The 23,288-nt window shown below is 72.2% G+C and carries 17 protein-coding genes; 5 read left to right on the top strand and 12 right to left on the bottom strand.

Annotated elements, in window-relative coordinates; genetic code table 11:
• Positions 1-6: 6 nt before the first annotated feature.
• Positions 7-483: a GtrA family protein gene (locus ACFZDC_RS17135; RefSeq protein ID WP_391324507.1), complete on the top strand. Its 477-nt coding sequence runs from the start codon at positions 7-9 to the stop codon at positions 481-483.
• Positions 464-1,939 carry a hypothetical protein gene (locus tag ACFZDC_RS17130; protein WP_391324505.1) on the top strand — a complete coding sequence of 492 codons (1,476 nt, stop codon included), beginning with the start codon at positions 464-466 and terminating at the stop codon, positions 1,937-1,939. The genes ACFZDC_RS17135 and ACFZDC_RS17130 overlap by 20 nt, the downstream gene beginning before the upstream one ends.
• Positions 1,940-2,057: 118 nt before the next feature.
• Here ACFZDC_RS17130 and ACFZDC_RS17125 read toward each other — a convergent pair whose 3' ends face one another.
• The 4 genes from ACFZDC_RS17125 to ACFZDC_RS17110 form a co-directional block, all read right to left on the bottom strand.
• Positions 2,058-3,722 (bottom strand): glycosyltransferase, encoded by a 1,665-nt coding sequence (locus ACFZDC_RS17125; protein WP_391324503.1) that lies wholly within the window; start codon positions 3,720-3,722, stop codon positions 2,058-2,060.
• Entirely contained in the window at positions 3,719-5,914 is a 2,196-nt protein-coding gene (locus tag ACFZDC_RS17120; protein ID WP_391324502.1) for a CDP-glycerol glycerophosphotransferase family protein, read from the bottom strand. Before ACFZDC_RS17120 ends, ACFZDC_RS17125 begins: the two co-directional genes overlap by 4 nt.
• Positions 5,915-6,028: 114 nt before the next feature.
• Entirely contained in the window at positions 6,029-6,895 is an 867-nt protein-coding gene (locus ACFZDC_RS17115) for an ATP-binding cassette domain-containing protein (protein ID WP_391324501.1), read from the bottom strand.
• Positions 6,888-7,802 carry an ABC transporter permease gene (locus ACFZDC_RS17110; RefSeq protein ID WP_391324500.1) on the bottom strand — a complete coding sequence of 305 codons (915 nt, stop codon included), beginning with the start codon at positions 7,800-7,802 and terminating at the stop codon, positions 6,888-6,890. Before ACFZDC_RS17110 ends, ACFZDC_RS17115 begins: the two co-directional genes overlap by 8 nt.
• A 199-nt stretch (positions 7,803-8,001) precedes the next feature.
• On the opposite strand from ACFZDC_RS17110, the gene ACFZDC_RS17105 reads away from it, so the two are divergent.
• The gene (locus tag ACFZDC_RS17105) at positions 8,002-8,628 is read left to right on the top strand and encodes a TetR/AcrR family transcriptional regulator C-terminal ligand-binding domain-containing protein (RefSeq protein WP_391324498.1); all 627 of its coding nucleotides are present in this window, start codon (positions 8,002-8,004) and stop codon (positions 8,626-8,628) included.
• A gap of 63 nt (positions 8,629-8,691) precedes the next feature.
• Here the strand turns inward: ACFZDC_RS17105 and ACFZDC_RS17100 are convergent, their stop codons facing one another.
• From ACFZDC_RS17100 to ACFZDC_RS17085, 4 genes are read right to left on the bottom strand one after another with little or no spacing between them, the layout of a single operon-like run.
• Positions 8,692-9,648, bottom strand: coding sequence for an ADP-ribosylglycohydrolase family protein (locus tag ACFZDC_RS17100; RefSeq protein WP_391324496.1), 957 nt, complete (start codon positions 9,646-9,648; stop codon positions 8,692-8,694).
• Positions 9,649-9,657: 9 nt separating this feature from the next.
• Positions 9,658-10,638: a UDP-glucose 4-epimerase GalE gene (galE, locus tag ACFZDC_RS17095; RefSeq protein WP_391324494.1), complete on the bottom strand. Its 981-nt coding sequence runs from the start codon at positions 10,636-10,638 to the stop codon at positions 9,658-9,660.
• Between the two features lie 57 nt (positions 10,639-10,695).
• Entirely contained in the window at positions 10,696-12,306 is a 1,611-nt protein-coding gene (locus ACFZDC_RS17090) for a glycosyltransferase (protein ID WP_391324566.1), read from the bottom strand.
• 44 nt (positions 12,307-12,350) lie between these two features.
• Positions 12,351-13,622: a glycosyltransferase 87 family protein gene (locus ACFZDC_RS17085; RefSeq protein WP_391324492.1), complete on the bottom strand. Its 1,272-nt coding sequence runs from the start codon at positions 13,620-13,622 to the stop codon at positions 12,351-12,353.
• Positions 13,623-13,812: 190 nt separating this feature from the next.
• Between ACFZDC_RS17085 and ACFZDC_RS17080 the strand changes: the two genes are divergently transcribed.
• Complete coding sequence (locus ACFZDC_RS17080; RefSeq protein WP_391324490.1) at positions 13,813-15,411, top strand: hypothetical protein; 1,599 nt, start codon at positions 13,813-13,815, stop codon at positions 15,409-15,411.
• Here the strand turns inward: ACFZDC_RS17080 and ACFZDC_RS17075 are convergent.
• A complete protein-coding gene (locus ACFZDC_RS17075; protein ID WP_391324488.1) occupies positions 15,344-15,847 on the bottom strand; it encodes a MarR family transcriptional regulator in 504 nt (167 codons plus the stop codon). The two genes, ACFZDC_RS17080 and ACFZDC_RS17075, sit on opposite strands and share 68 nt — an antisense overlap.
• Positions 15,848-15,949: 102 nt before the next feature.
• Between ACFZDC_RS17075 and ACFZDC_RS17070 the strand changes: the two genes are divergently transcribed.
• The gene (locus tag ACFZDC_RS17070; RefSeq protein WP_391324486.1) at positions 15,950-16,363 is read left to right on the top strand and encodes an Ohr family peroxiredoxin; all 414 of its coding nucleotides are present in this window, start codon (positions 15,950-15,952) and stop codon (positions 16,361-16,363) included.
• A 30-nt stretch (positions 16,364-16,393) separates the two neighbouring features.
• On the opposite strand, the gene ACFZDC_RS17065 is transcribed toward ACFZDC_RS17070, so the two are convergent.
• The 3 genes from ACFZDC_RS17065 to ACFZDC_RS17055 all read right to left on the bottom strand — a co-directional run bounded on the left by ACFZDC_RS17065 (position 16,394) and on the right by ACFZDC_RS17055 (position 23,214).
• Positions 16,394-18,616 (bottom strand): CDP-glycerol glycerophosphotransferase family protein, encoded by a 2,223-nt coding sequence (locus tag ACFZDC_RS17065; protein WP_391324485.1) that lies wholly within the window; start codon positions 18,614-18,616, stop codon positions 16,394-16,396.
• A 6-nt stretch (positions 18,617-18,622) separates the two neighbouring features.
• Complete coding sequence (locus ACFZDC_RS17060; RefSeq protein WP_391324483.1) at positions 18,623-20,824, bottom strand: CDP-glycerol glycerophosphotransferase family protein; 2,202 nt, start codon at positions 20,822-20,824, stop codon at positions 18,623-18,625.
• Between the two features lie 125 nt (positions 20,825-20,949).
• Complete coding sequence (locus tag ACFZDC_RS17055; protein WP_391324481.1) at positions 20,950-23,214, bottom strand: CDP-glycerol glycerophosphotransferase family protein; 2,265 nt, start codon at positions 23,212-23,214, stop codon at positions 20,950-20,952.
• Between the last annotated feature and the right edge of the window lie 74 nt (positions 23,215-23,288).

The raw sequence follows: 23,288 nt of genomic DNA, 5'->3' as shown, positions 1-23,288 counted from the left end.
GGGGCTGTGACAGTGAACCTCACCGAGACCCGCCCGACGGCAGCGCCCGCGCCGGCTCCGGCCCGGCCGGTCACGCGCGTCGTGCTGGAAGTCGTGAAATTCGGGGTCGTCGGCGGCAGCGGTGTCCTCGTCAATTTCCTGGTGTTCAACCTGCTGCTGCATGGCCTGAGTTGGCCGGCGATGACCGCGACGGTCCTGGCCAGCTGTATCGCGATGGCGACCAATTACCTGGGCTTTCGCTATTTCGCCTATCGCGACCGCGCCTCGCGCAGCCGCCGCCAGATCGTCCTGTTCTTCGTCTTCAGCGGCCTCGGCGTGGTGCTGGAAAGCGGCCTGTTCTGGGTGGGTTATCAGGGGCTCGCACTGCACAGTGCGTTCGAGTCGAACGCGGTGAAGGCGCTGTCGATCGTGCTCGCGTCCGCCTTCCGTTTCCTCGTCTACCGCACCTGGGTGTTCCAGCAGGATGCGCGCCGCGCCGCCTAGCAGCGCGAGCGCCGGCCGGGCGCTGCCGCAGGCCGCCGCCGCGCTCGTCCTGCTCCTGATGGTCCTGGTGATCGTCCGTCTGCCGTGGGCGGGCGATCTCGGCATGCACGCGGCGACCGTGCAACGGCTGCGGCACAGCCTGCTGCACCCCGGGAACCCCCTGGTCGCCGCCGACACGCCGAGTCCGTACTACTCGCCGTGGATGCTGCTGCTGGGCGCTCTCGCCCGGATCACCAGCCTGTCGGTGTTCGACGTGCTGCGGATCGGTGCGCTCGCCGGGCTCGGGCTGCTGTTCACCGGCGTGTGGCGGTACGTCCGCACGCTCAGCGCCCATCGTGCCGCGCCCGCCCTGGCGATCCTGTGCCTGGTCTTCCTGTGGGGTCCGCTGCTGTTCAACTGGAGCGGCTTCCTGGGCCTCAACTCCCTCGCGCTGACGGTGTCGTACCCCAGCGTGTTCGCCCTCGGGCTCTCCTTCCACTTCTGGGCCTGGCTCACCCGGGCGCTGCGCGGTGAGAGCGGTTGGGGGGTGTGGCTGGGGCTGGGGCTTCTGTGGGCGCTGATCCTGCTGTGCCACCAGTTCACGGGAGTGGTGGCCACGCTCGGCGCGCTGGCCATGGTGATCGCCGCGCGGCCGGGCCGTGGGGTGCTGCCGCGGCTCGGCGCCGGGCCGGCACTGGGCGTGGTGCTGCTGTGGCTGTGGCCGTACTACGACTTCTTCGCGCTCCTCTCCGCGGGCGCGGATCTCGAGGCGATCCACCGGCCGCTGTACGAGCACCTGGCCGGGCGGTTCGGGCTGGTCCTGCTGGGGATCGTGGCCCTGGGCCTGCGCCTGCGGCGGGACCGCTGGGATCCCCTGGTCCTCTTCTTCGCGCTCGGCGTGCTGGTGTTCGCCGCGGGCGGGCTGACCGGGCACTACTCATGGGGGCGCGCGCTGCCGGCCGTGCTGATCCCGGCTCAGCTCGCGGCCGCGCTGGAGGTCGTGTCGGCAGGGAAGCGGGCGGTGCGGGTGGGATGGGCGTGCGTGCTGGGTGCCGCGCTGGCTGTGGGGGCGTGGGCGCAGGTGGGGACGCTCGGGTACGTGGTCGGGCGGGATGCGCTGCCCGGCGCGGTCGCGGCGAAGTACCGTACGCCGTGGGTCGGGTACCAGTGGATCACCCCCTGGGTGAAGTACGGGGACGTCGTCATGGCCCGGACGTTTCCGTCCCGGCAGATTCCCGCGTACGGGCCGTACACCGTGGCTCCTGGGTATCCCGATGTGTTCCTGCCGGATGCGGCGGGGCGGGATGCGGCGGTGACGCACTACTTCGCGACGGGCACGTCGGCTGATGCGCGGCGGGCCATAATCCGGGAGTACCGCGTGCGGTGGGTCCTGGGCGGCAAGGGGGCGGCCGGGCCGTGGCTGCGGCAGGTGGCCACCGGGCCGGGTGGCCAGGTGCTGTACCAGGTGGTGCGCTGACCGGCGCGGACGCGGGCGCCCCCAAGGGGGCGCGGGGGAACTGGGCGACCAGCCCCCGCGCACCGCTGGGGACTGGGCGACCGGCCCCCACGCACCCGCGGAGCGAAACGGTCCGGCGCTACCTCAGCACGCTCGCCACCAGCCGCGCGGCGTTGCGCACCTTCGGGCGGGCCATCTTCCGTACCACCGGGCGGATGATCCGGGCCGTGACTCCCACCGGGCGCCAGCGGATCTGCAGGCGCCCCGGGTTGCGGCCCTCCGGTTCGATGGTGACGTCGTGCGGGGTGGCGCCGGAGCGGTACTCGACGCGGGCGGTGACGGACGGGAAGTCCAAGGGGGCCAGGAGAAGGCCCGAGTGGGCGAGGCCCTGCTGCTCCAGGCGGAGCAGCGGGTGGCGTACGCCGTCGAAGCCCTGCACGGGAAGTGGTGCCGTCGCCAGGTCGAGACGTGCCCGGCCCTCGAAGATGCCCGGGCGGACCGGGTCCAGCCGGAACGGGACGGTCAGACGGCGCCGGCCGGGGGCCAGCACCAGACGTGCGCGCTGCGGGCCCACCGGCAGCCGCAGGCCGGGGTCGTAGGTGCGGATCGCGAGGGTGAGCGAGGCTCCGGGGCCCGGGGTCAGTTCGGTGATCTCGTGGCGGAACTGCGCGCTGGGGAACGGCCGGGTGTCCAGCTCCAGGTCGGAGATGTCCAGTTCGCGGCGGGCCCGGTCGGAGGAGGGGACGGTGTCGCCCCAGTAGGTGGCGCCGGACTCGTCGGTGGCGACGTGCCTCGGTGCCACGCCGTGGCCCAGGCCGCGTGCCGCCAGCCGGGCGTCGGACAGGCGGCCGTCCCGCAGGAGTTGGAGGACCACCCTTTCCGGGCGCGGCAGACGGGCGTACGCGCCCTCCGCCAGCGTGTCCAGGTACGGGCTCATGATCTCGGCGAAGGACTCCAGCCACTCGGCGTCCCGGTAGGGCAGGTCGCCCGCGTACATCCGGAAGTCGTGCTTGAGGAACTTGTAGTCCTTGTCCTCCCGCAGTACCGCGTGCCCGCTCTCCACCAGGAAGTCGTCGATCAGGCGCTGCACGTGCACCCGGTCGCGGACGTTGGAGATCTTGTGCCGCTGGTTGGAGATGGAGGCGGAGGCAGCGGTCGCGTAGGGCTCGATGTACCAGACGTACACCGGGTCCGGAATGATGGTGAACGCCTTCGCCAGGCAGTACGCCTGCGCCGAGAACAGCTGGTCCTCGTAGTGGATGCCCTCGGGGAAGCGCAGCCGGTGGCGGTCCAGGAACGCGCGGGCGTACATCTTGCTGGTGGACAGGTGCTCGAAGAGGAGTCGCGGGTCGGCCTCGATGCCGTCCAGCGTGCGGCGCTCGGCGACCAGGTGCGGCATCCACGTCGAGCACCGCCCGTTGTCCACCCGGACTCGCCGTACCGCGCCCATGGTGAAGTCCACCTCGCGCTCGCGGTGCTCGGCGAGCAGCAATTCGACGGCACGCGGCGGGAGTTCGTCGTCGCTGTCCAGGAACATCAGGTACGGCGCCCGGGCGATCTCGATGGCCCGGTTGCGCGGAGCGCTGCAGCCGCCGCTGTTCTCCGGCAGGCGCAGATAGCGGATGCGGTGGTCCTGGGCGGCCAACTCCCGCGCCACCTTTGGCGTGTCGTCGGTGGAGTGGTCGTCGCTGATGACGATCTCGATGTTGGCGTGGGTCTGGGCGCGCAGGGAGGCGACCGCCCGGGGCAGCCGGGCCGCGTCGTTGTAGACGATGACCGTGACCGTCACGTCGGGAGTCGTCATGCCGTGGCCTCCTCGGGCGTCGGGGCGGGGGTGCGTTCCTCGAGCGGGATCACCGCCGGCAGTGCTTCCTCGGGTTCGCCGAGGAAGACCCGTCGTACGACCCGCTCGGCGGCGCGCCCGTCGTCGTACTCGCAGAACCGGCGCCGGAAGGCGGCCCGCGCCTTGGCCGCGCCCTCGTCGCGCCAGGCACCCGAGGTGAAGATCTCCGCCAGTTCCTCCTGGGTACGTGCGACCCGGCCCGGGGCCTCGGCCATCAGGTCGAAGTAGACGCCCCGGGTGGTCCGGTACGTCTCCCAGTCGTCGGCGTAGACGACGATCGGGCGGTCCAGGTTGGCGTAGTCGAACATGATCGACGAGTAGTCCGTGACGAGCGCGTCGGCGGCCAGGCACAGCTCCTCGACCGGGTCGTAGGAGGAGACGTCGATGATCCGGCCGGAGCGGCGCAGGCCCGTCAGCGGGGAGGCGGCGCCGCCGTAGAAGTAGTGCGCCCGGACCAGCAGGACGGTGTCCTCGCCGAGGCGGTCGGCGAGGGCGGCCAGGTCGAGGCGGGGGGTGAAGCCGGCCTCGTAGTCGCGGTGGGTGGGGGCGTAGAGCACCGCGGTCCTGCCGGGGGCGATGCCCAGGCGCTCGCGGGCCGCGCGGACGTCGGCCGCCGTGGCGGTGTAGAAGACGTCGTTGCGCGGATAGCCGTAGTCCAGGGAGGTGTAGCGGGCCGGGTAGGCGCGTTCCCACATACGGGTGGTGTGGCTGTTCGCGCTGACGCTGTAGTCCCACTTGTCGACGCGGGCCAGCAGGGCGGCGAAGTCCAGGCCCTTGGCGGCGGCCGGGTGGTCCATCTGGTCCAGGCCCATGCGCTTGAGCGGGGTGCCGTGATGGGTCTGCAGGTGGATCGCGTCCGGGCGTTTGACCACCGCGTTCGGGAAGTTGACGTTGTTCGTCAGGTACTTGGCGGTGGCCAGCGTCTCCCAGTAGCGACGGGTGCCGGGGATGACATGGTCCGTGCCGGGCGGCAGGAGGGCCGTGTTCTCCTTGTTCACCACCCACACCCTGTGGATGTGCGGGGCGAGTTCGGCGAGCTTGGCGGCGATCGCGGCCGGATTGCAGGACACCCCGCGGTCCCAGTAGGCGGCGAAGACGGCCAGGCCGGGGTCGACCGGGCGGCCGAGCGCCCTGCGGTACTGCTGGTCGCGCAGCTTGGCGCCGACCTGGCGCTTACGGGTCCGTACGGCCTTGCGGGCCGCGCGCCGAGTGCGGTTGGCGGCCTGGAAGGCGCGGTACTTGGTGTAGGCGCCTTCTTCGAGCAGGCCGTGCCGGACGCCCTCGAGGCCGGCCGGGCGCCGGTGGTTCTCGGGGCGCCAGCGGACCGCGGCCAGGGAGGCCCGGCGGAAGAACTCGCGGGCCACCGGGTCGGGCAGGTTCTCACCGGCGAAGGTGCGCACCAGGTCGCGGACCATCAGGTCGTACATGACCGCGTGGGCGGCGCGGCGGTCCTTGGCGAGCGGGAGCAGGGATTCGTAGCGGTCGATGAGCGCGAACCGGGCCTCGGGGGTCAGGGGCGGCAGGCTCTCGGGACGCAGCATGCGGTGTTCGTACGCCACCTGGTTCAGGCAGGCGACTCGGCCGGCGTACAGCAGGGCCGCGTAGGCGGCGTGCGGCTCGTCGTCGGTGGTGAGCCGCTCCTCGTGCGCCCGCCAGAACCCGGTCCGCAGGGCGCGGGTGCCGAGCAGCGGGGTGAGGCGCAGCAGGTCGGCGGCGTCGTCCAGGGCGAGGTCGGTGCGGCCGGCGCCGGCCAGGAAACGGCCGTCGCGGGAGGGGGCGGCGGCGGTCTGCCAGGTGGTGGTGACGTGGTCGAAGAGGAGGACGTCCACCGTGTCGTCCAGCTCGGCGGCCCGCTCGGCGATCAGCCGGGTCGCCCCGGCGGGCAGGCCGTCCTTGGCGTGCACGAAGTGCAGCCAGCGGCCGGACGCCCGCGCGGCCCCCGCCGCACGGGCCGCCGCGTCACCGGTGCCCTCCGGCAGGGGAACCACGACCGTGTCGGGCGCGTGGCCCTCCGCGCTCTCCCGCGCCCAGTCGCCGACCGCGGCGACGATCACCTCGGCGTCCGGGAGGGGGCGGGTCTCCAACGCGTCGAGGAGTTCCGCCAGATGCCCCTGGGTGTTCGGCCCGTAGACGATGACGCTGAGTTGGGGCATCGCGAAGGACTCCTTCGGGTTGTCGTCTGGGGGGGGAGGAAGAGGGGGAACCTTTCTTAACATACTGTCACTAGTTGGGTGAAAGGGATAACACGCCTGAGGTAAGAGCGAGGCTCACGAAGGAAGAGGGAGCGTCGGCGTCGCGGGTTTCGGCGCCGCCTTCTTCGGGGCCGGCTGCTTCGCCGTCTTGTCGCCGGTGAACGCCTCGTACTCCTTCAGGACGTCCTCCGTCGGCCCGTCCATGCGCAGCTCACCACGCTCCAGCCACAGCACCCGCTCGCACGTGTCGCGGATCGACTTGTTGTTGTGGCTGACCAGGAAAACCGTGCCCGCGTGCCGGCGCAGCTCGCGGATCCGCTCCTCGGAGCGCTTCTGGAAGGAGCGGTCACCGGTGGCGAGGGCCTCGTCGATCAGCAGGACGTCGTGGTCCTTGGCGGCCGCGATGGAGAAGCGCAGGCGGGCGGCCATGCCAGAGGAGTACGTGCGCATCGGGAGCGTGATGAAGTCGCCCTTCTCGTTGATCCCGGAGAAGTCGACGATGTCCTGGTAGCGCTCCTTGACCTGCTCCCGGGACATTCCCATGGCGAGGCCGCCGAGGTGGACGTTGCGCTCGCCCGTCAGGTCGTTCATGAGGGCAGCATTGACGCCGAGCAGGGAGGGCTGGCCGTCGGTGTAGATGTGCCCGTTCTCCACGGGGAGCAGCCCGGCGACGGCCTTGAGCAGGGTCGACTTGCCCGAACCGTTGGTGCCGATGAGCCCGATCGCTTCACCCTTATAGGCGACGAACGAAACCTTCCTGACCGCGTGCACCTTGCGTACACCGGCCGCCTTCTCGACCTGCTTGCGGCGCAGGATGCGGTTGAGGGCGGCGGTGGCGGTGCCGCGGCCCGCGCCGGTGCCGTTGACCCGGTAGACGATGTCGACGCGGTCGGCGATGACGGTGGGGATGTTCTCTGCGCTTTCGGGGGTCTGCTCAGCCACGGCCGTACGTCTCCTCAGCCTTCCAGAAGTAGATGAAGCCGCCGATGCCGGCGAGCAGGGCCCAGCCGGTGGCCGCCGCCCACACGTGCGGGGGGAGCTGGTGGGCGTGGAAGCTGTCGATCAGCGCGTACCGCATCAGGTCGATGTAGACCGCGGCCGGGTTGGACTCCAGCAGGATCGTGACGATGTGCGGCAGGTGGTCCTTCTTGGTGAGCTTGTCGATGCTCCACATCACGCCGGAGACGTACATCCAGGTGCGCAGCACGAACGGCATCAGCTGCGCGATGTCCGGCGTCTTGGCGCCCATCCGCGCCATGATCATCGACACACCCGCGTTGAACATGAACTGCAGGACCAGCACGGGGAGCGCCAGCACCCAGGAGGCGGCGACCGGCACGCCGAAGCAGAGCAGGATGACGACCAGCGCGGCCATCGAGAACAGCAGCTGCTGGAGCTGCTGGAGCGCGAAGGAGATCGGCAGGGCGGCGCGCGGGAAGTGCAGGGCGCGGACGAGGCCGAGGTTGCCGGAGATGGCCCGGGTGCCCGCCATGATCGAGCTCTGTGTGAACGTCCAGATGAACACGCCCGTGACCAGGAACGGCACATAGTCGGGCACGTTGTGCTTGGTGCCGAGCAGTACGCCGAAGATGAAGTAGTAGACCGCCGCGTTCAGCAGCGGGGTCATGACCTGCCAGACCTGGCCGAGCTTCGCCTGGCTGTACTGCGCGGTGAGCTTGGCGGTGGCGAAGGCGGTGATGAAGTGGCGCCGGGCCCACAGCTGGCGGACGTACTCCGGAAGGGAGGGGCGGGCGCCGCTGACCGAGAGGCCGTGCCGGGCGGCCAGCGCCGCGAGGTCGTCGTCGGCCGGGGCCTGGGTCGGGGGCGGTGTGTGGAGGACCTGGCTCACATCCGCTGCTTTCGCTCGGGGGAGGGGGGTGTCCGGCTGCCGCCGGGCCAGTGCGGTCCCCGTCCGTCGTCCGGCGTTTCCTTACGCTTCTCTTCACGTTCTCTTACGTCAGGACGGGACCGTATCGTCGCAACGTGAGCGTAGAACCATCGGCCGTCGGAACGCAACCGTTTCGTCGTAACGCCCTATGCTGGTCCGCATGACGACGAACGCCGACGAGGCCCCGAAGCGTGCGCGCCGCCGGGCCCCCGCCGGGGCCGCCGTGCTCCGGGAGGACGTGACCGAGGCCATCCGGGCGGCCGTCTTCGAGGAACTGGCGGCCGTCGGCTATGCCCGGATGTCCATCGAGGGGATCGCGCGGCGGGCGGGCGTCGGCAAGACGGCGGTGTACCGGCGGTGGCGTTCCAAGCTGCATCTGGTGCTGGACGTGGTGTCGGCGATGGCGGTGCTGGGGCTGCCGGTGCCGGACACCGGGTCCCTGGAGGGGGATCTGCGGCTGCTGTACGAGGTGACATCGCGCGCTCTGCGCCACCCTGTCGCCTCCCAGATCATCCCCGACCTCCAGGCGGAGGCGGCCCGCAATCCGGAGATCGCGGAGGCGATGCAGAAGGCGCTGCGGGACGGCCAGGAGGGGGTCGCCAGCAAGATAGTGGCGGCGGCGGAGCAACGGGGGGAGGTGCGGGCGGGGGTCGACGCCGACCTCGCTCTGGATCTGATCTCCGGCCCGCTGTACTGGCGCGCGGTGGTGATCCGCTCCCCGAAGCTGCCGAAGGGCTACCTGGAGAAGCTGGCGCGGGCCACGGCGGGAGCGCTCAAGGCGTTGTGAGGGGACTGGGCCGGCCGGGCCAGCACCCCCCAGGGGCGCGGGAACCGCGCGACCAGCCACGTGCTATCCGCAGACCACTCCGGGGCCGAGTAGCCGCTTGGCCAGTGCGACCAGATCCCGGGCGCGCAGTACCCGGTCGCCGAAGCCCGGCAGGGGCACATGCAGCGGCTCCGTCCACCGCTTCGGTATCGCGCCGATCCCGTACACCGCTCCCGCCAACGCCCCGGTGACCGCCGCGACCGTGTCCGTGTCGCCGCCGAGGTCGATCGCGGCGCGGACGGCCTCCTCGTAGCCCGCCGTCGTCCGCAGGGCCCACACCGCCGAGCCCAGGCAGGGCCACACCGCGCCGTTGAACTCGGTGGCCAGGTCCGGGTGCCAGTCGGGGGAGAGGACGGTTGCGTACCGGGACCGGTGGTCGGGGTGGAGCGCCGCCAGGGTGTCGGGTACGGCGGTGAGCGGATCCGAGCCGGCGAGGGCGACCCGGATCAGCTCGTGGAGGGCGGCGGTGCCTTCCCAGGCCGCCCGGTCGCCGTGGGTCAGGGCGGAGAGGCGGCGCGCGGCGGTCATGGTGGCCTCACGCCCGTAGCGGGCGAAGTGGACCGCGGAAGGAGCCGCCCGCATCAAGGCACCGTTGCCGGCCGCCCGTTGACTGACCTGGAAGTGCAGTGCGGCCGCCGTGTCCCACGGATCGCCGCTGGTCAGGACCGCCTCCGTCTGGAGGCCGATGTCCTTCGGGCCGGCGGCCGCCCAGCGCTGGAAGCGCCGGAACACGTCCGGGAGGTCCAGGCCGCCGCGTTCCAGCAGCGACTCGGCGATCAGTACGGCCATCTGCGTGTCGTCGGTCGCCTCGCCCGGCTCCCAGCCGCCACCCCCGCGCATCTCGCCGCCGTGGCCGGCGTGCGGGAAGTGGGTCGAGAAGGCGCCCTCGGGGCCGAACTCGAAGGGCGCCCCCAGGGCGTCGCCGACAGCGGATCCGGCCACGACGCCCACGGCGCGCTCGACGAGCGGGGGGTCGGTCATCCGCGCAGCCTACGACCGCGCGGCCTCCGGGTGCAGTCGTACCCAGCCCTCCCAGGCCGAGGCGATCATGTCCTGGACGTCGTACTTGGCCTGCCATCCCAGTTCGGTGCCGATGCGGTCGGCCGAGGCCACGACACGGGCCGGGTCGCCGGGGCGGCGGGGGGTGACGGTCGGGGGGCGGTCGTAGCCGGTGACCGCGTTGATGTGGTCGATCATCTCGCGGACCGAAACGCCCTCGCCGCGGCCGATGTTGAGGGTCAGATCGCTGCCGGGGGTGGAGCGCAGGGCGCGGGCGACCGTCACATGGGCCTCGGCCAGGTCGGCCACGTGGATGTAGTCACGGACGCAGGTGCCGTCGGGGGTCGGGTAGTCGTCGCCGAAGATGCGCGGGGACGCGCCCTCGGTGAGCTTCTCGAAGACCATCGGGACCAGGTTGAAGACGCCGGTGTCGGCCAGGGCCGGAGTGGCCGCGCCGGCCACGTTGAAGTAGCGCAGCGAAGCGGTGGCGAGGCCGGTCGCCCGGCCGGTCGCGCGGACCAGCCACTCGCCGGCCAGCTTGGTCTCGCCGTAGGGGGAGAGCGGGAGGCAGGGCGTCTCCTCGGTCACGACGTCCACGTCCGGCATGCCGTAGACCGCGGCGGAGGAGGAGAAGACGAAGGCCGGGATGTCCGCCTGCGTCACCGCCTCCAGCAGGACGCGCAGGCCCTCCACGTTCTCCCGGTAGTAGTCCAGCGGGCGGTCCACGGACTCACCCACCTGTTTCTTCGCCGCCAGGTGGACGACCCCGGTCACCTCGTGGTCGGCGAGGGTGCGCGCCACCTTCTCGCCGTCCAGGGTCGAGCCCTGCACCAGGGGAACCTCGTCCGGCACACGCTCGGCGACGCCCGTGGACAGGTCGTCGTAGACCACGGTCCGCTCGCCCGCCTCGGTCATCGCGCGTACGACGTGTGCCCCGATGTATCCGGCGCCGCCGGTGATCAGCCAGGTCATGTACGGCCGTCCCCTCGTCAGCCGGCCTGTGGTGGCCGGCTCTGTGTCCTGTGGTTCTCAGTGAATCAGGCGGCGCAGCCGACCGCGGGCCACTGCCATGACTCCGCGTAGCCCGGCCGCCACGCGCAGCGCCAGGGCGCCGGAGTGGGTGGCGTACGGCTGGACCAGCAGCACGCCGTGCCGGGCGCTCGGGACGGCGTGCCGGCGCAGGCGGCCGGCGCCCGCCAGGGCGTGCGCCGTGACGTCCCGGGTCGTGCCGTCCGCGAAACGCAAGGTCAGGCGCAGGTCCCAGGTGCCCGCGCCGAGCGCGGCCAGGTCGACGGGCACCTCGGCCCACCACAGGTCCGTGCCGGAGGGCGTGAACGCCTTCGTCACCCGCTCGGCCGCGCGCTCGTCCTCCCGGCACTGCCACTCCACCTCCACCTCCTGCGGCACGGCCTCGGCCATCCGCCCGTACAGCTCGTGCAGCCGCAGGCGCACACGGGTGTCCCGCGCGCGTGGGCGCAGTTCCGCGTCCACCGCGAGTGGCAGGAGGGGGACGGGACGGGTCAGGAGAGGGGTGAGGGTGACGTTGGGGAGGTCGGCGGACCAGACGGGTGTGCCGTCGGGCGCGCGGGCGTAGGGCGGGAGCAGCCGGGCGGGGCGGGCGGCCAGCTCCTTCAGGCGGGGCAGGTCGCGCGGCTCCGGGGACTCGAGGACGACCCGCGCGAGCAGCCGGCCGGGCGCCACCGGGTTCGGTTCCCAGTCGGCGACGTCGTAGCGCCCGAGGTACTCCCGGGTGTGCGCCCACCACGCGCGCTGGTACTGCGCATCGCGCAACCCCAGCTCACGCGCGTACATGCGCAGCTCGTGGTCGAGGAACTTCGCCCGCGCGGCCCGCGCCAGCTCCTTCTGCCCGGCGCTCAGCAGAATGTCGTACGCCAGCGCGCACGCCTCGGTACGCGCCTTCCAGTTGTCGATGCGCTCCCGGTCCAGGGAGAGCGACAACTGCTCGGCCGATCGGCGCACGTGCCACACGTACACGCGCTGCGGTACGAGCGCGATGCGCGGCGCGGCGGCGAGCACGCGCGCGGTGAAGACGAAGTCCTCGTACAGGAAGCGCCCTTCGGGGAAGCGGATGCCGTGCCGGCGCAGAAAGGCGGTCCGGTAGAGCTTGTTGACGCACAGCGTGTCGTGGACCAGGCGGGGGCGCTGGGAGGGGCGTGCGAGGACGGTGTGCGCTGTGTAGAGGGGGGCCTGCCAGGGCTGTTCGCGCCCCGAGGGCAGCTCCCGGCGCACGCACAGGCCGCTCGTGACCTCGGCGTTCCCACCGGTGGCCGCGGCCAGCAGCGCGTCCACCGCGCCGGGCGGCAGCACGTCGTCGCTGTCGAGGAACATCACGTACGGCATCGTCACCGCGTCGATCCCGGTGTTGCGCGGGCTGCCGCAGCCGCCGCTGTTGACCTCCCGGCGCAGCACCCGCAGCCTGGGATCGTCGGCGGCCAGGCGGGCCAGCAGTTCGCCGGTGCCGTCCGTCGAGCAGTCGTCGACGGCCACCACCTCGCCGACGGCGGCTCCCTGGCCGAGCGCCGAGCGCACGGCGTCGGCCATGTGGGCGGCGTCGTTGTAGCCGATGACGACGACACCGACCTGGGGCGTCGGACGCGGGTCTCGCGGGTCTGGATGCATGGGGTCCACGGGCCGGAAGCGTAGAAATGTTAAGTAATAACCCGTTAAGAGATGCTTAATGCTCGGTCCGGAAGACGGTCGGAATCGGGTCGGGGTTCCGTCGCGGGCACGGGCTTTCCGGCCGGCGGCCGCGCGGAGCGCCACAGCAGGACGAAGGACAGCACCGCGGCGGCCGCCAGCAGCCCGTTGCGGGCCAGCATCAGCAGACAGCCGGTCCAGGTCCCGGCGACCACATCGCGGTAGAACATCGGGAACGCCACGGAACTCAGCGCGCTCGCGGCGAGGATCAGCACCGCCACCGGACGCTGGCTGGTGTGCCGCGAGGTCAGGCACACGGCGGCCAGCCCGAGCAGCCAGATCATGTACTGGGGGCTGATGACCCGGCTGGTGGCCGTGAACAGCAGCACCCCGGAGAGCGCGGCGTCGTACGGCGTGGCCGGGCTCCAGTGCCGCGCCCGCAGCCTCCACAGCACCAGCAGCGCGAACGCCGCCGCCGTGAGCGCGAGGGAGGCGGCGGCGACGGCGCGCACGTGCGGGCCGACCAGCTCGATCGCGCCGTACTGGTAGCGGGCCCGGCCGGACCAGCCGACGTGCCGGGCCAGATTGAGCGCCGTACCGCCGAACGACTCGATCTGCACTCCCCGGCCGCCTTGCTGCCACAGGAAGGCGAGCGGATTGTTGAACGAAACCTCGAAGAGTGCGAGGCAGGTTCCCCCGGCGGCCACCGCCCATCCCCACGCCCTCCGCGTCGCGGGCCCCTGGGGCGTGCCCAGCAGCACCAGCACCGGCCACACCTTCACCAGGGCGCCCAGGCCTCCCAGAACACCGCCCGCGCGCGGGGAGCGCGCCAACGTCAGCAGGGAGACGACGGCGAGCGCGGTCACCTGCACGTCGTACCGGGCGAGCGGCACCTGCAGCAGCAGCGGCAGACCGCCGGTCCACAGGGCCGCGCCGAGCAGGCTGTGCCCCGGACGCGTCCCCGCGCGGAAGAGGGTCACCGCGATCAGCGCGTCCGCGGCCAGCGTCAGTGCCACGAACGCCTGGAAGTACGTCCACCACGGCAGCAGGCCCGGCGCCAGCAGCACCGCGCCCGCGCCCGGCGGGTACTGCCAGGTGCTGTCGTGGGCCGGGAACGCGCCCCGCGACAGGACGCCGTACCAGTGGAAGTACAGCCGCCACACCTCGCGCGGCACCGAACCCCCGCCCAGCAGGGGCGAGCTGTCGTGGGTGAGCAGCCACGACATCAGGGCACGGGTGGCGAGCCATACGGCGGCGAGGGCGAGGACCGGGCCGGGGGTGACACGGAGACGGTTCATCAGGCGGGAGCCTAATCCGCGCGGATGGTATATCCATGCTGATACGCCGTCAATAAGTGGCAAATATTGGCTAATCGCAAAAGATCGGGCCGTGGTGAACGTCAGGCCTCTTGTGAAACCGCAGCCGCGCAGGGCGGCTGGAGCAGCAGCCGTCGCACCCCCCGGTGCAACGACCGGTGTGCCGAGCCGGATGCTGTGGCGCCTTCGCCGGGCCCTCGCCGTCTCCGTGCCCTCGCTGGTGATGCTCGCGCTGGGACTGTGGGGACTGGACCGCGCCGGGATGTGGCGGGACGAGGCCGTCACCTTCCAGGTCGCGCGCCGCACGGTGCCGCAGATCTGGCGGCTGGTGCACGGCGTGGACGCGGTGCATGGTCTCTACTACCTCCTCATGCACGCCGTCCTCACCGTCCATCCCGGCGAAGTCGTCCTCAGGCTGCCGTCCGTGTGCGCGGCGGCGCTGACCGCGGGACTGGTGGCCGCGCTCGGCACCCGGCTGGTCCGGCCGCGCGTCGGACAGTGGGCCGGACTGCTGTACGCGATCACGCCGATGGCGGGCCACTACGCCCAGGAGGGCCGGTCCTACGCCCTGGTCGCGGCCGGTGCCACCGGGGCGACGGTGCTGTTCGTGCGAGCCGTGCGGGGAGGTTCCTGGTGGGCGTACGGCGTCGCCCTCGGCCTGACCTGCTGGTTGCACGAGTTCGCGGTCCTGCTGCTGCTCGCCCACGCGCTGTCGCTGGCGCTGGCCCGGGTGGGGGCGCGGGTATGGCGGGGCTGGGGGTGTGCGGCGAGCGCGGTGGGGCTCGCGCTGGTGCCGATGATCCTCGTGTCGCGTGCCCAGTCGGCGCAGGTGGCGTGGTTGCGGGAGCCGACGCCGGAGACGGCGCTGGGCTTGCTCCGGACGTTTCTGGGACCGACGGACGGGGTGTGCTGGCCGTGCCTCGTACTGGCCCTGCTGGGGCTCGCGGGGTTGGCCGGGCGGCGGGGGGAACTGACCTGCGCGGGGGTCGCCCTGCCGTTGGTCGTGGTGCCACCGGGCGCGTTGATGCTGGTGTCGCAGGTCTCGCCGTTGTACGTCGACCGGTATGTGCTGTACGCCCTGTCGGGGGCGCCGTTGCTGGTGGCGGCGGGCGCCGATCGCGTGGCGGGGGCCGCCGCGCGACTGTGGGCACACGGGGACGGGACGACGCAAGGGCACCCGCGGCCGCCGGGGCCCACCAGGACCAGTCCCCTCTCCGGCTCCCCCCTCCTGACCCTGACCGGTGTTCTCGCTCTCGCCCTCGCCCTCACCCACCAACTGCCCCTCCTCGGCGACGACCGTGACCCGGGCCGCCGCCCCGACGACCTCGCGGCCGTCTCCCGGGTCGCCGGGCGGGCGGTGCGGCCTGGGGGCGCCGTGCTCTTTCTGCCGGCGCAGACCCGGAACACGGCCCTCACCTATCCGGGGGCGTTCCGCGGGGCGCGGGATGTGGCGCTGGCGCGGTCGGCGCCCGAGTCCGGGAGTCTGTACGGGCAGGAGGTCGGCGCGCAGACACTGCGCCGGCGGGTGGGCCGGCTGGAGCGGGTGTGGGTCGTGGCCGACCGGGATCTGCTCGCCGGGCGCTGGAGGCCGGGCAACCCCGCCGAGCAGGCGAAGCTCGCCGTTCTCGCACGGGACTTCGTCCCCGGCGAGGAGTCCGTGCAGGGCGATGTGGCGGTGCGGCTCTACGTCCGCCGGTCCGCCCTCAGCCGCAGCTCTGGGCCGCTTCCGGTGAGGCCTCTTCCAGTGCGGCCGCGTCCAGCGCGGAGGTGAGCCGGTCGAGACGCTCGCGCAGCTCGCCGATCTCCGCCAGTTCGAAGCCCGTCGCCGCCGCGATGCGCCGCGGCACCCGAAGGGCACGCTCGCGCAGCGCCGCGCCCTCCTCGGTCAGCCGCACCCGCACCGACCGCTCGTCCTGCGCGCTGCGCTCGCGCCGGACCAGACCGGCCCCCTCCAGCCGCTTGACCAGCGGGGAGAGCGTCCCCGAGTCCAGGCGCAGCTGCTCACCGAGCTTCTTGACCGGCAGGTCGTCCTGCTCCCACAGCACCAGCATCACCAGGTACTGCGGGTAGGTGAGCCCGAGGTCCTTGAGGATCACGCGGTAGACGCCGTTGAAGGCGCGGGACGCCGCGTGCAGGGAGAAGCAGATCTGGCGGTCCAGACGGAGCCAGTCCGCTTCGGAGGGGTTGGGGGTCGGCATGGCGGTCATGGGTCCAGGGTAGCTCCTGCGAGTAATTTAGTTGTGCACAACTAAATCGTGTGCTCTACTTGTGGTCGCAACGAACCCCACACCCGAGAGGGATGGTCTTCCATGGACGCGCTCTACACCGCTGTCGCCACCGCCACCCACGGCCGCGACGGCCGCGCCGTCTCCTCCGACGGCAAGATCGACCTCAAGCTGGCCCCGCCGGTGGAGCTCGGCGGCAACGGCGAGGGCACCAACCCGGAGCAGCTCTTCGCCGCCGGTTACGCCGCCTGCTTCGGCAGTGCCCTCGGCCTCGTCGGCCGGCAGGCGAAGGTGGACGTCAGCGACGCCGCCGTGACCGCCGAGGTGGGCATCGGCAAGCAGGGCGAGGGCTTCAACCTGAAGGTGACGCTGCGCATCGAGCTGCCCGGCACCGTGGACGAGGCGACCGGCCGCAAGCTGGTCGAGACCGCCCACCAGGTCTGCCCCTACTCCAACGCCACCCGCGGCAACATCGAGGTCGACCTCGTCATCGAGTAAGGCCCGAGGCCAGGGGTGACCTGCGCGGCCTCACGTCGGGGCCGGCAGGTCACCTCCGACGGCCTGACCGGGGATCCTCACGGCCCCCTCCCCGGCAGCGGGCATCGACTCGCCGAGCAGCAGTGTCCGTACGACCCGCTCGGCGGCCCGCCCGTCGTCGAACTCGCAGAACCGCTCACGGAAGTCCGCCCGCAGCCGCGCCGACTCCTCGTCCCGCCACGCCCCGGAGGCGAACAGCCGGGCCAGCTCCCGGTAGGAGCGGGAGACATGGCCCGGCGCCTGAGCGGTGATGTCGAGATAGGCGCCCCGGCTCGCGGTGAACGCGGCCCAGTCGTCGGCGTGGAGCACGATCGGCCGGTCCAGGTCGGCGTAGTCGAACATCAGGGCCGAGTAGTCGGTGACCAGCGCGTTCGAGGCGAGCATCACCTCCTCGGCGTGCGGCTCGTCCGTCGCGTCGACCACGACCCCGCGCCGGGCCAGCTCGGTCAGGCCCAGACCCCGCGCGGGGCCGGTCGCCAGCGTCGGGTGCAGCCGGACCACGAGGGTGTGTCCCTCGCCCAGATCGGCCGCGAACCGGGCCAGGTCGATCCGGTCCACATGTCCGCCCCTGCGGTAGTCCCGGCGGGTCGGCGCGTACAGCACCACCGTGTGGTCCTCGGGGATCCCGTGCCGCAGCCGGAAGGCGCCGCCGTCCCGGTCGCCGGCACGGACCAGCACGTCGTTGCGCGGGCTGCCGGTGCGCACCGAGGTGAAGTGGCAGGGGTAGGCCCGGTCCCACACCAGCTCCGAGTGCCGGTTGGCGACCAGGCTGTAGTCCCAGCGGTCGGCCCGGCGCAGTATCTGCGGCACGTCGAAGCCGAGCCGGGCGCCGGGCTTGCCCAGCAGGTCGGCACCCATGTACTTCAGCGGGGTGCCCTGGTGGGTGTGGATGTGCACACTGCCGGGCCGTTTGGCCAGCGAGCCGGGCCAGTTGACGTCGTTCACGAAGAACTTCGCCCGCGCGGCGACCTCCAGACAGCGCCGGGAGTCCACGAGCACGTGCTCGACCCCGGCCGGCAGTTGTGCCGCGGTCTCCTCGTCCCGGACCACCCACACCCCGCGCAGCCGCGGGGCGATCTCCAGGGCCTTGTGGTAGACGGCGGCCGGATCGCCCAGCACGCCTCGGTGTGACGACGCCGAGTACACCACCAGGTGCGGGTCCAGCGGCCGGTGTGCGTGCAGCCCGGCCCAGCCGCGCCGGGCCCGCCCGGCGGCGGCCCGGCGCGCCTGCACGGCCCGCAGCCCGGCCTCCCGCCCCACCCGCTCGGTCTGCCGTTTCAGCCGGTACATCGCGTAGGAGCCCTCCAGCAGGGCGGCCTCACCGTCCACGACCGCACCCTCGGGCCGGTGCCTGCGGATCATCTCCGCCGTACGCCGGAAGAACTCGGCCTTGTCCTCCGGCGGCAGCCGGTCCGGCTTGGCGAGGATGTCCAGGCAGTGCTCGGCCATCTTGCGGTGCAGGTACGGCCGCCGGCTCCACAGCTCCTCGTGCCGGTCCACGAAGGCGAACACCCGCTCGTACTGGTCGTGGATGTCGAAGTGCTTGCGGCTGGTGGTGGACAGGATGTTGCCCTGCCTGCGCTGCCGGTAGTTCAGGCAGATCCGGTCCAGGGCGGCGATCCGCCGGGCACTGAGCATGACCGGGAAGGTCCAGGGGGTGTCCTCGTAGTAGCCGGGCGGGAACTCGAAGCCGTTCTCCTCGACGAAGTCGCGCCGGTAGACCTTGTTCCACACCACCATCAGCAGGTCCAGGATCTCCGGCCGGTCGGCGGCCGCGAAGGTGTCCGCGCCGGCCTCCGTGAGCACGTGTGCGAGCACATTGCGCCGGGTGCCGCCCCACCAGTAGGTGCGCGCGTAGTCGAAGACCAGCACGTCCGGGTCCGCGGCCTCCGCAATGCGCTCGGCCATCGCGCGCAGCACGCCCGGGGTGAGGGTGTCGTCGCTGTCCAGGAAGAACAGGTAGTCCCCGGTGGCGTGCCGCAGCCCCGCGTTGCGGGCCCGGCCGAGGCCGACGTTCTCCGGCAGGTGCAGCACCTTCACGCGCGGGTCGCGGTCCGCGTACTCGTCCAGGATCGCGCCGCAGCCGTCCGGTGAGCAGTCGTCCACGGCGATCAGCTCGAGGTCGCTGAAGCACTGCAGCAGCACCGAGTCGAGGCACTCGCGCAGGAAGCCCTGCACCTTGAAGCAGGGGACGATGACGCTGAAGCGGGGCACGGCGGATCAGCTCCTCACGAGGGTCGCGGCGGCGGGGGCGGGGATGCGCTCCGCGAGCGGGATCACCGGCGGGATCGCCTCCGGCGGCTCGCCGAGCAGCACCCGCCGTACGACGCGTTCGGCGGCCCGCCCGTCGTCGAACTGGCAGAACCGCTCCCGGAACGCGGCCCGCGCGGCCCGGGCCCCCGGCCCCGCGTACGTGCCGTCGCGAAAGACGCGGGCCAGCTCCTCAGGGGTGCGGGCGACGGGCCCCGGCGGCTCGGTCATCAGGTCGAAGTAGACGCCCCGCGTCTCCTGGTAGACCTCCCAGTCGTCGGCGTACACGACGATCGGCCGGTCCAGGTTGGCGTAGTCGAACATGATCGAGGAGTAGTCCGTGACCAGCGCGTCCGCCGCGAGGCACACGTCCTCCGAGGAGCGGTGCGCCGTGACGTCGATGATCCGGTCCGAGCCCTGGGTGCACCCCCGGTCGTAGAAGTAGTGGGCGCGCAGCAGCACGACCACGTCCTCCCCGGCCGCCTCGCAGAACGCCTCCAGATCGAGGCCGGTCTCGAAGCCGGTGTGGTGGTCGCGGTGGGTCGGCGCGTACAGCACGGCCGTTCGGCCCTCGGGCACACCCAACTCCCGCCGCAGGCACGCCACATCGTCCGCCGTCGCGGTGTAGTAGACGTCGTTGCGCGGATAGCCGTACTCCAGCTGCTCGTACGAGCCGGGGAAGGCGCGCTCCCACACCTGCGTGGAGTGGCGGTTGGCGGAGAGGTTGAAGTCCCAGCGGTCCACCCGCCCCAGCAGCTTGGTGAAGCTGCCGGTCCGCGCGGCCACCACCGGGTACGTCGACTGGTCGACGCCCATCTTCTTCAGCGGCGTGCCGTGCTGGGTCTGCAGATGCACGCTGCCCGTCCGCTTGACGACGCCGTCGGCGAAGTTGGCGTTGTTGACCAGGTACTTGGCGCGGGCCAGCACCTCCCAGGAGCGGCGGGAGCCGATCACCGCGTAGTCGACGTCCCCGGGCATCGCATGCGCCTGGTCGGCCTCGACCAGGAACACCGAGCGGATGTGCGGGGCGAGTTCGCGGGCCTTGGCGTGGATCGCGGCCGGGTTGCAGGCGTAGCCGCGGCCCCAGTAGGCGCAGTACACGGCGAGCTGGGGGTCGAGCGGGCGGCGCAGGTCGCGGGCGTAGCGCAGCCGGGTGCGGAGCATGCGCGGGCGCGGCACGCTCTCGCCGGCCCTGGCCGTCAGCTGGTTGGCGCCACGCAGTGCGCGGAACGCGGTGTACGCGCCCGTTGCCAGCAGCCGGTGCTGCACGCCCAGGCTGCCGCCCGGCGCGCGGTAGCCGGCCGGCCGGTGCCGCCGGTACAGACGGCCGGCCCTGCGGAAGAACGCGCGGTGCCCGGCGGGCAGCCGCTCCGGCCGGGAGGCCGTCTTCAACACATGCGCGAACACCTGCTCGAAGAGCGCCCGGGTCCGCTCGGCGGACAGCCCGCTCTCGGCCACCCGGCCCAGCACCAGCTCCACCTGGTCCAGCAGGGCGTGCTGGTGCGGTCCCGGCAGATTGAGCCGGCTGCCCTGCCGGCGCAGCCGGTGCCGTACGACGACCCGGCGCAGCACCGCGACCCGTCCGGCGGCGATCGTCGTCAGGCCGCCCCAGCCGAGGTCCGTGAAATGGCTGTCGGGGAACACAAGTTTGTGCTCGGTGAGGAAGGTGCGGCGGTAGGCGGCGCTCCACGCCGGGAGCTTCACACCGGTCAGCTCGGGGAACGCGTCCGGCGTGAAGGCCCCTTTCGGCGCCCGGGCCAGTAATGGGGCGGCCGGGTTGGTGGGCTCTCCCTCCCACCAGGGCGTCCGCTCGTGCTCGACGTGGAGCACGTCGACACCGGCGGTCTCGGTCAGCCGCGCGTCCAGCGCCGCCAGCGCACCCGGCAGCAGCAGGTCGTCGCCGTCGAGGAACAGCACGTACGCGCCGGCCGCCGCCCGCATCCCGGCGTTGCGCGCCCCGCTCAGACCGGCGGACGGCGGCGAGTCGACCGGTGTCACCCGGGAGTCCCGCTCGGCGTATCCGGCGGCCACCGCGGCGGCCGGGGCGTCGGGAGCGTCGCAGACCGGGATCAGCTCCAGGTCGCCGAAGGACTGGCCGAGGACCGAGTCCAGCGCCTGGGACAGCCGACCAGCGACCCCGTGGGACGGGACGATGATGCTGAAGCGGGGCATTCTGCTCTTTCTGTTGTCTTGCGGACGCGGCTTGGCCGTCCGGCGGGACGCCAGGTGGACGGCCGGGCCGGAGTGGGCCGCGTCGTACCGAGGGGCATGCAAACTCCCGGAAGAACCAACGCTGTTCAGCGGAACTCGGTGACGGGAAGGGGGCCGGAGGGCTGCGGCACGGTGGCGAGCGGGGAGCGCGCGAGCCCCGCGGCGGCCGACGGCACGGGCCGGCGGTCGGCGAGCGGGATGAACTCCGGCCGCCCCTGCGTCTCGCCCAGCACGACATGCCGTACGACGCGTTCGGCGGCGCGCCCGTCGTCGTACGGGCAGAACCGCTCCCGGAAGGCCGCCCTCAGCTGGGCGGAGCGCGAGCCGCGCCAGTGGCCGCCGGCGAAGATGTCGATCAGCTCGTCCTCGCTGCGGGCGACCGCGCCCGGCGGGAAGTCGCGCAGGTCGAAGTAGGTGCCCCGGGTGGCCTCGTAGGCGTCCCAGTCCTCGGTGTGGACGATGATCGGCCGGTCCAGGTTGGCGTAGTCGAACATCAGTGACGAGTAGTCGGTGAGCAGCGCGTCCGAGGCCAGGCAGAGGGACTCCACGCTCGGGTGCTCCGAGACGTCGATGATCCGGGCGCCCTGGCCGAGGGAGCCGCCGTGCGCATGGTGGGCGCGGGCGAGGATCACGAAGCGCGGGCCGAGGCGGCGCAGGACGCGCTCCAGGTCCAGCAGCGGACGCTGGGTGCGGCGGTGGTCGCGGTACGTGGGCGCGTACAGGATCGCGACCGAGCCCTGCGGGATGCCCAGCGACTCGCGCAGCCGGGTCACGTCCAGCGAAGTGGCCCGCTGGAAGACGTCATTGCGCGGGTGGCCGTACTCCAGCGTGGTGTAACGGCCCGGGTAGACCCGCTCCCAGGTCAGGGTGGAGTGCCGGTTGCCGGAGAGCACGTAGTCCCACTGGTCCACGCCCCGCAGCAGCTCCTCGAAATCGGTGTCCCGGGCCGCCGCCGGGTGCTCCTGGAGGTCGAGGCCCATGTGCTTGAGCGGGGTGCCGTGCTGGGTCTGGACGAAGACCTGGCCGGGGCGCTTCTTCAGCCTGCGGTCGAAGTTGACGTTGTTCACCAGGTACTTGGAGCGGGCCAGCGCCGTCCAGTAGGCGGCCGTGCCGGGACGCAGCCGGCCCGGGCCCGGCGGGATCACCTGCTGGTGCTCGGGCCGGGCGATCCAGGCGGTGCGGATGTGCGGGGCGTGCGTACGGAACGCCTCCTCCAGGGCGCCCGGGTTGCAGCCGTGGCCGCGCCCCGCGTGGGCGGCGAACACCGCCCGGTCGGACCGCAGCGGCAGGCGCAGCTGGATCCGGTAGTGCAGCTGGAGCGCGGTGGTCCTGAGGGAACGGGCCAGCTTCACCGCGGACTTCAGTACACGGCGGCGGACGGCCGAGGCCAGGCGCAGGGCGCGGAAGGTGCGGTGCAGGCCGAAGCGGACCAGGACGTGCCGCAGCCGGAAGCGGTGGAGAGGGACCTTGGTGCCCGGGACGCGGTAACCGCGGTAGTGGGCACGGGCCCGGCGCAGGAACTCGGCGCGGCTGCCGCGGGGCAGCCGGTCGCGCCGGGTGAAGATCGTGACGTAGTGGTCGATCATCCGACGGAACAACTCCGGTCGCCACCGGTAGAGTTCCGGCCGCTGCTCGACGTAGGCGAACACCCGGTCGTACTGCTCGAAGATGTCGAAGTGCTTGCGGCTGGTGGTGCTCAGGATGTTGCCCTGCCGGCGCTGCCGGTAGTGCACGCACACCCGGTCCAGGGTGGCGATCGACTCCGCCGCCATCAGGGCCGGGAAGGTCCAGGGCGTGTCCTCGTAGTAGCCGGGCGGGAACGCGAAACCCTGCTCCGCGACGAACTCCCGCCGATAGGCCTTGTTCCAGGCGACCATCAGCACCCGCAGCAGCCCCGGGCGGTCCTCGAGGCGGAAGGGCGCCGGCTCCTGCTGGGTCAGCTGGGCGGTGACCTGGTTGCGGACCGCCTCGCCGTTCCAGTAGGTGCGCGCGTAGTCGAAGACCAGGACGTCCGGCTCGCCGGTCTCCTTGATGCGGTCGGCGATCGCGCGCAGCGCGTGCGGGGTGAGGGTGTCGTCGCTGTCCAGGAAGACCAGGTAGTCACCCGTCGCCTCGGCCATGCCCGCGTTGCGGGCGCGGCCCAGGCCCTGGTTCTCCGCCAGGTGTACGGCCTGCACGCGGGCGTCGCGGGCGGCGTACTCGTCGACGATCGCACCACAGGCGTCCGGTGAGCAGTCGTCGACGGCGATCAGTTCGAGATCGGGATAGGACTGCGAGAGCACCGAGTCCAGGCACTCCGACAGATACGCCTGGACCTTGTACGCGGGGACAATGACACTGAACCTGGGCAAGGGACATCCATGGGTCGGTCGGCGCGGGCGTTCTGCCCGGGAACGGCCGATGGAGTGACTTGGTTACGGTTCGT

This window comes from Streptomyces sp. NPDC007905 (assembly GCF_042959345.1).
In the GTDB taxonomy this organism is placed as follows: Bacteria; Actinomycetota; Actinomycetes; order Streptomycetales; family Streptomycetaceae; genus Streptomyces.
Note: the sequence above shows the minus strand (reverse complement) of the source record. Positions and strands in the feature narration are given on the sequence as shown.

Bases quoted from the DNA above. Each gene is read 5' to 3' on its own strand.
- ACFZDC_RS17130 (WP_391324505.1), top strand. From the start codon at position 464: ATGCGCGCCGCGCCGCCTAGCAGCGCGAGCGCCGGCCGGGCGCTGCCG.
- ACFZDC_RS17125 (WP_391324503.1), bottom strand. From the start codon at position 3,722: ATGACGACTCCCGACGTGACGGTCACGGTCATCGTCTACAACGACGCG.
- ACFZDC_RS17120 (WP_391324502.1), bottom strand. From the start codon at position 5,914: ATGCCCCAACTCAGCGTCATCGTCTACGGGCCGAACACCCAGGGGCAT.
- ACFZDC_RS17105 (WP_391324498.1), top strand. From the start codon at position 8,002: ATGACGACGAACGCCGACGAGGCCCCGAAGCGTGCGCGCCGCCGGGCC.
- ACFZDC_RS17100 (WP_391324496.1), bottom strand. From the start codon at position 9,648: ATGACCGACCCCCCGCTCGTCGAGCGCGCCGTGGGCGTCGTGGCCGGA.
- galE (WP_391324494.1), bottom strand. From the start codon at position 10,638: ATGACCTGGCTGATCACCGGCGGCGCCGGATACATCGGGGCACACGTC.
- ACFZDC_RS17090 (WP_391324566.1), bottom strand. From the start codon at position 12,306: ATGCATCCAGACCCGCGAGACCCGCGTCCGACGCCCCAGGTCGGTGTC.
- ACFZDC_RS17085 (WP_391324492.1), bottom strand. From the start codon at position 13,622: ATGAACCGTCTCCGTGTCACCCCCGGCCCGGTCCTCGCCCTCGCCGCC.
- ACFZDC_RS17080 (WP_391324490.1), top strand. From the start codon at position 13,813: ATGCTGTGGCGCCTTCGCCGGGCCCTCGCCGTCTCCGTGCCCTCGCTG.
- ACFZDC_RS17075 (WP_391324488.1), bottom strand. From the start codon at position 15,847: ATGACCGCCATGCCGACCCCCAACCCCTCCGAAGCGGACTGGCTCCGT.
- ACFZDC_RS17070 (WP_391324486.1), top strand. From the start codon at position 15,950: ATGGACGCGCTCTACACCGCTGTCGCCACCGCCACCCACGGCCGCGAC.
- ACFZDC_RS17060 (WP_391324483.1), bottom strand. From the start codon at position 20,824: ATGCCCCGCTTCAGCATCATCGTCCCGTCCCACGGGGTCGCTGGTCGG.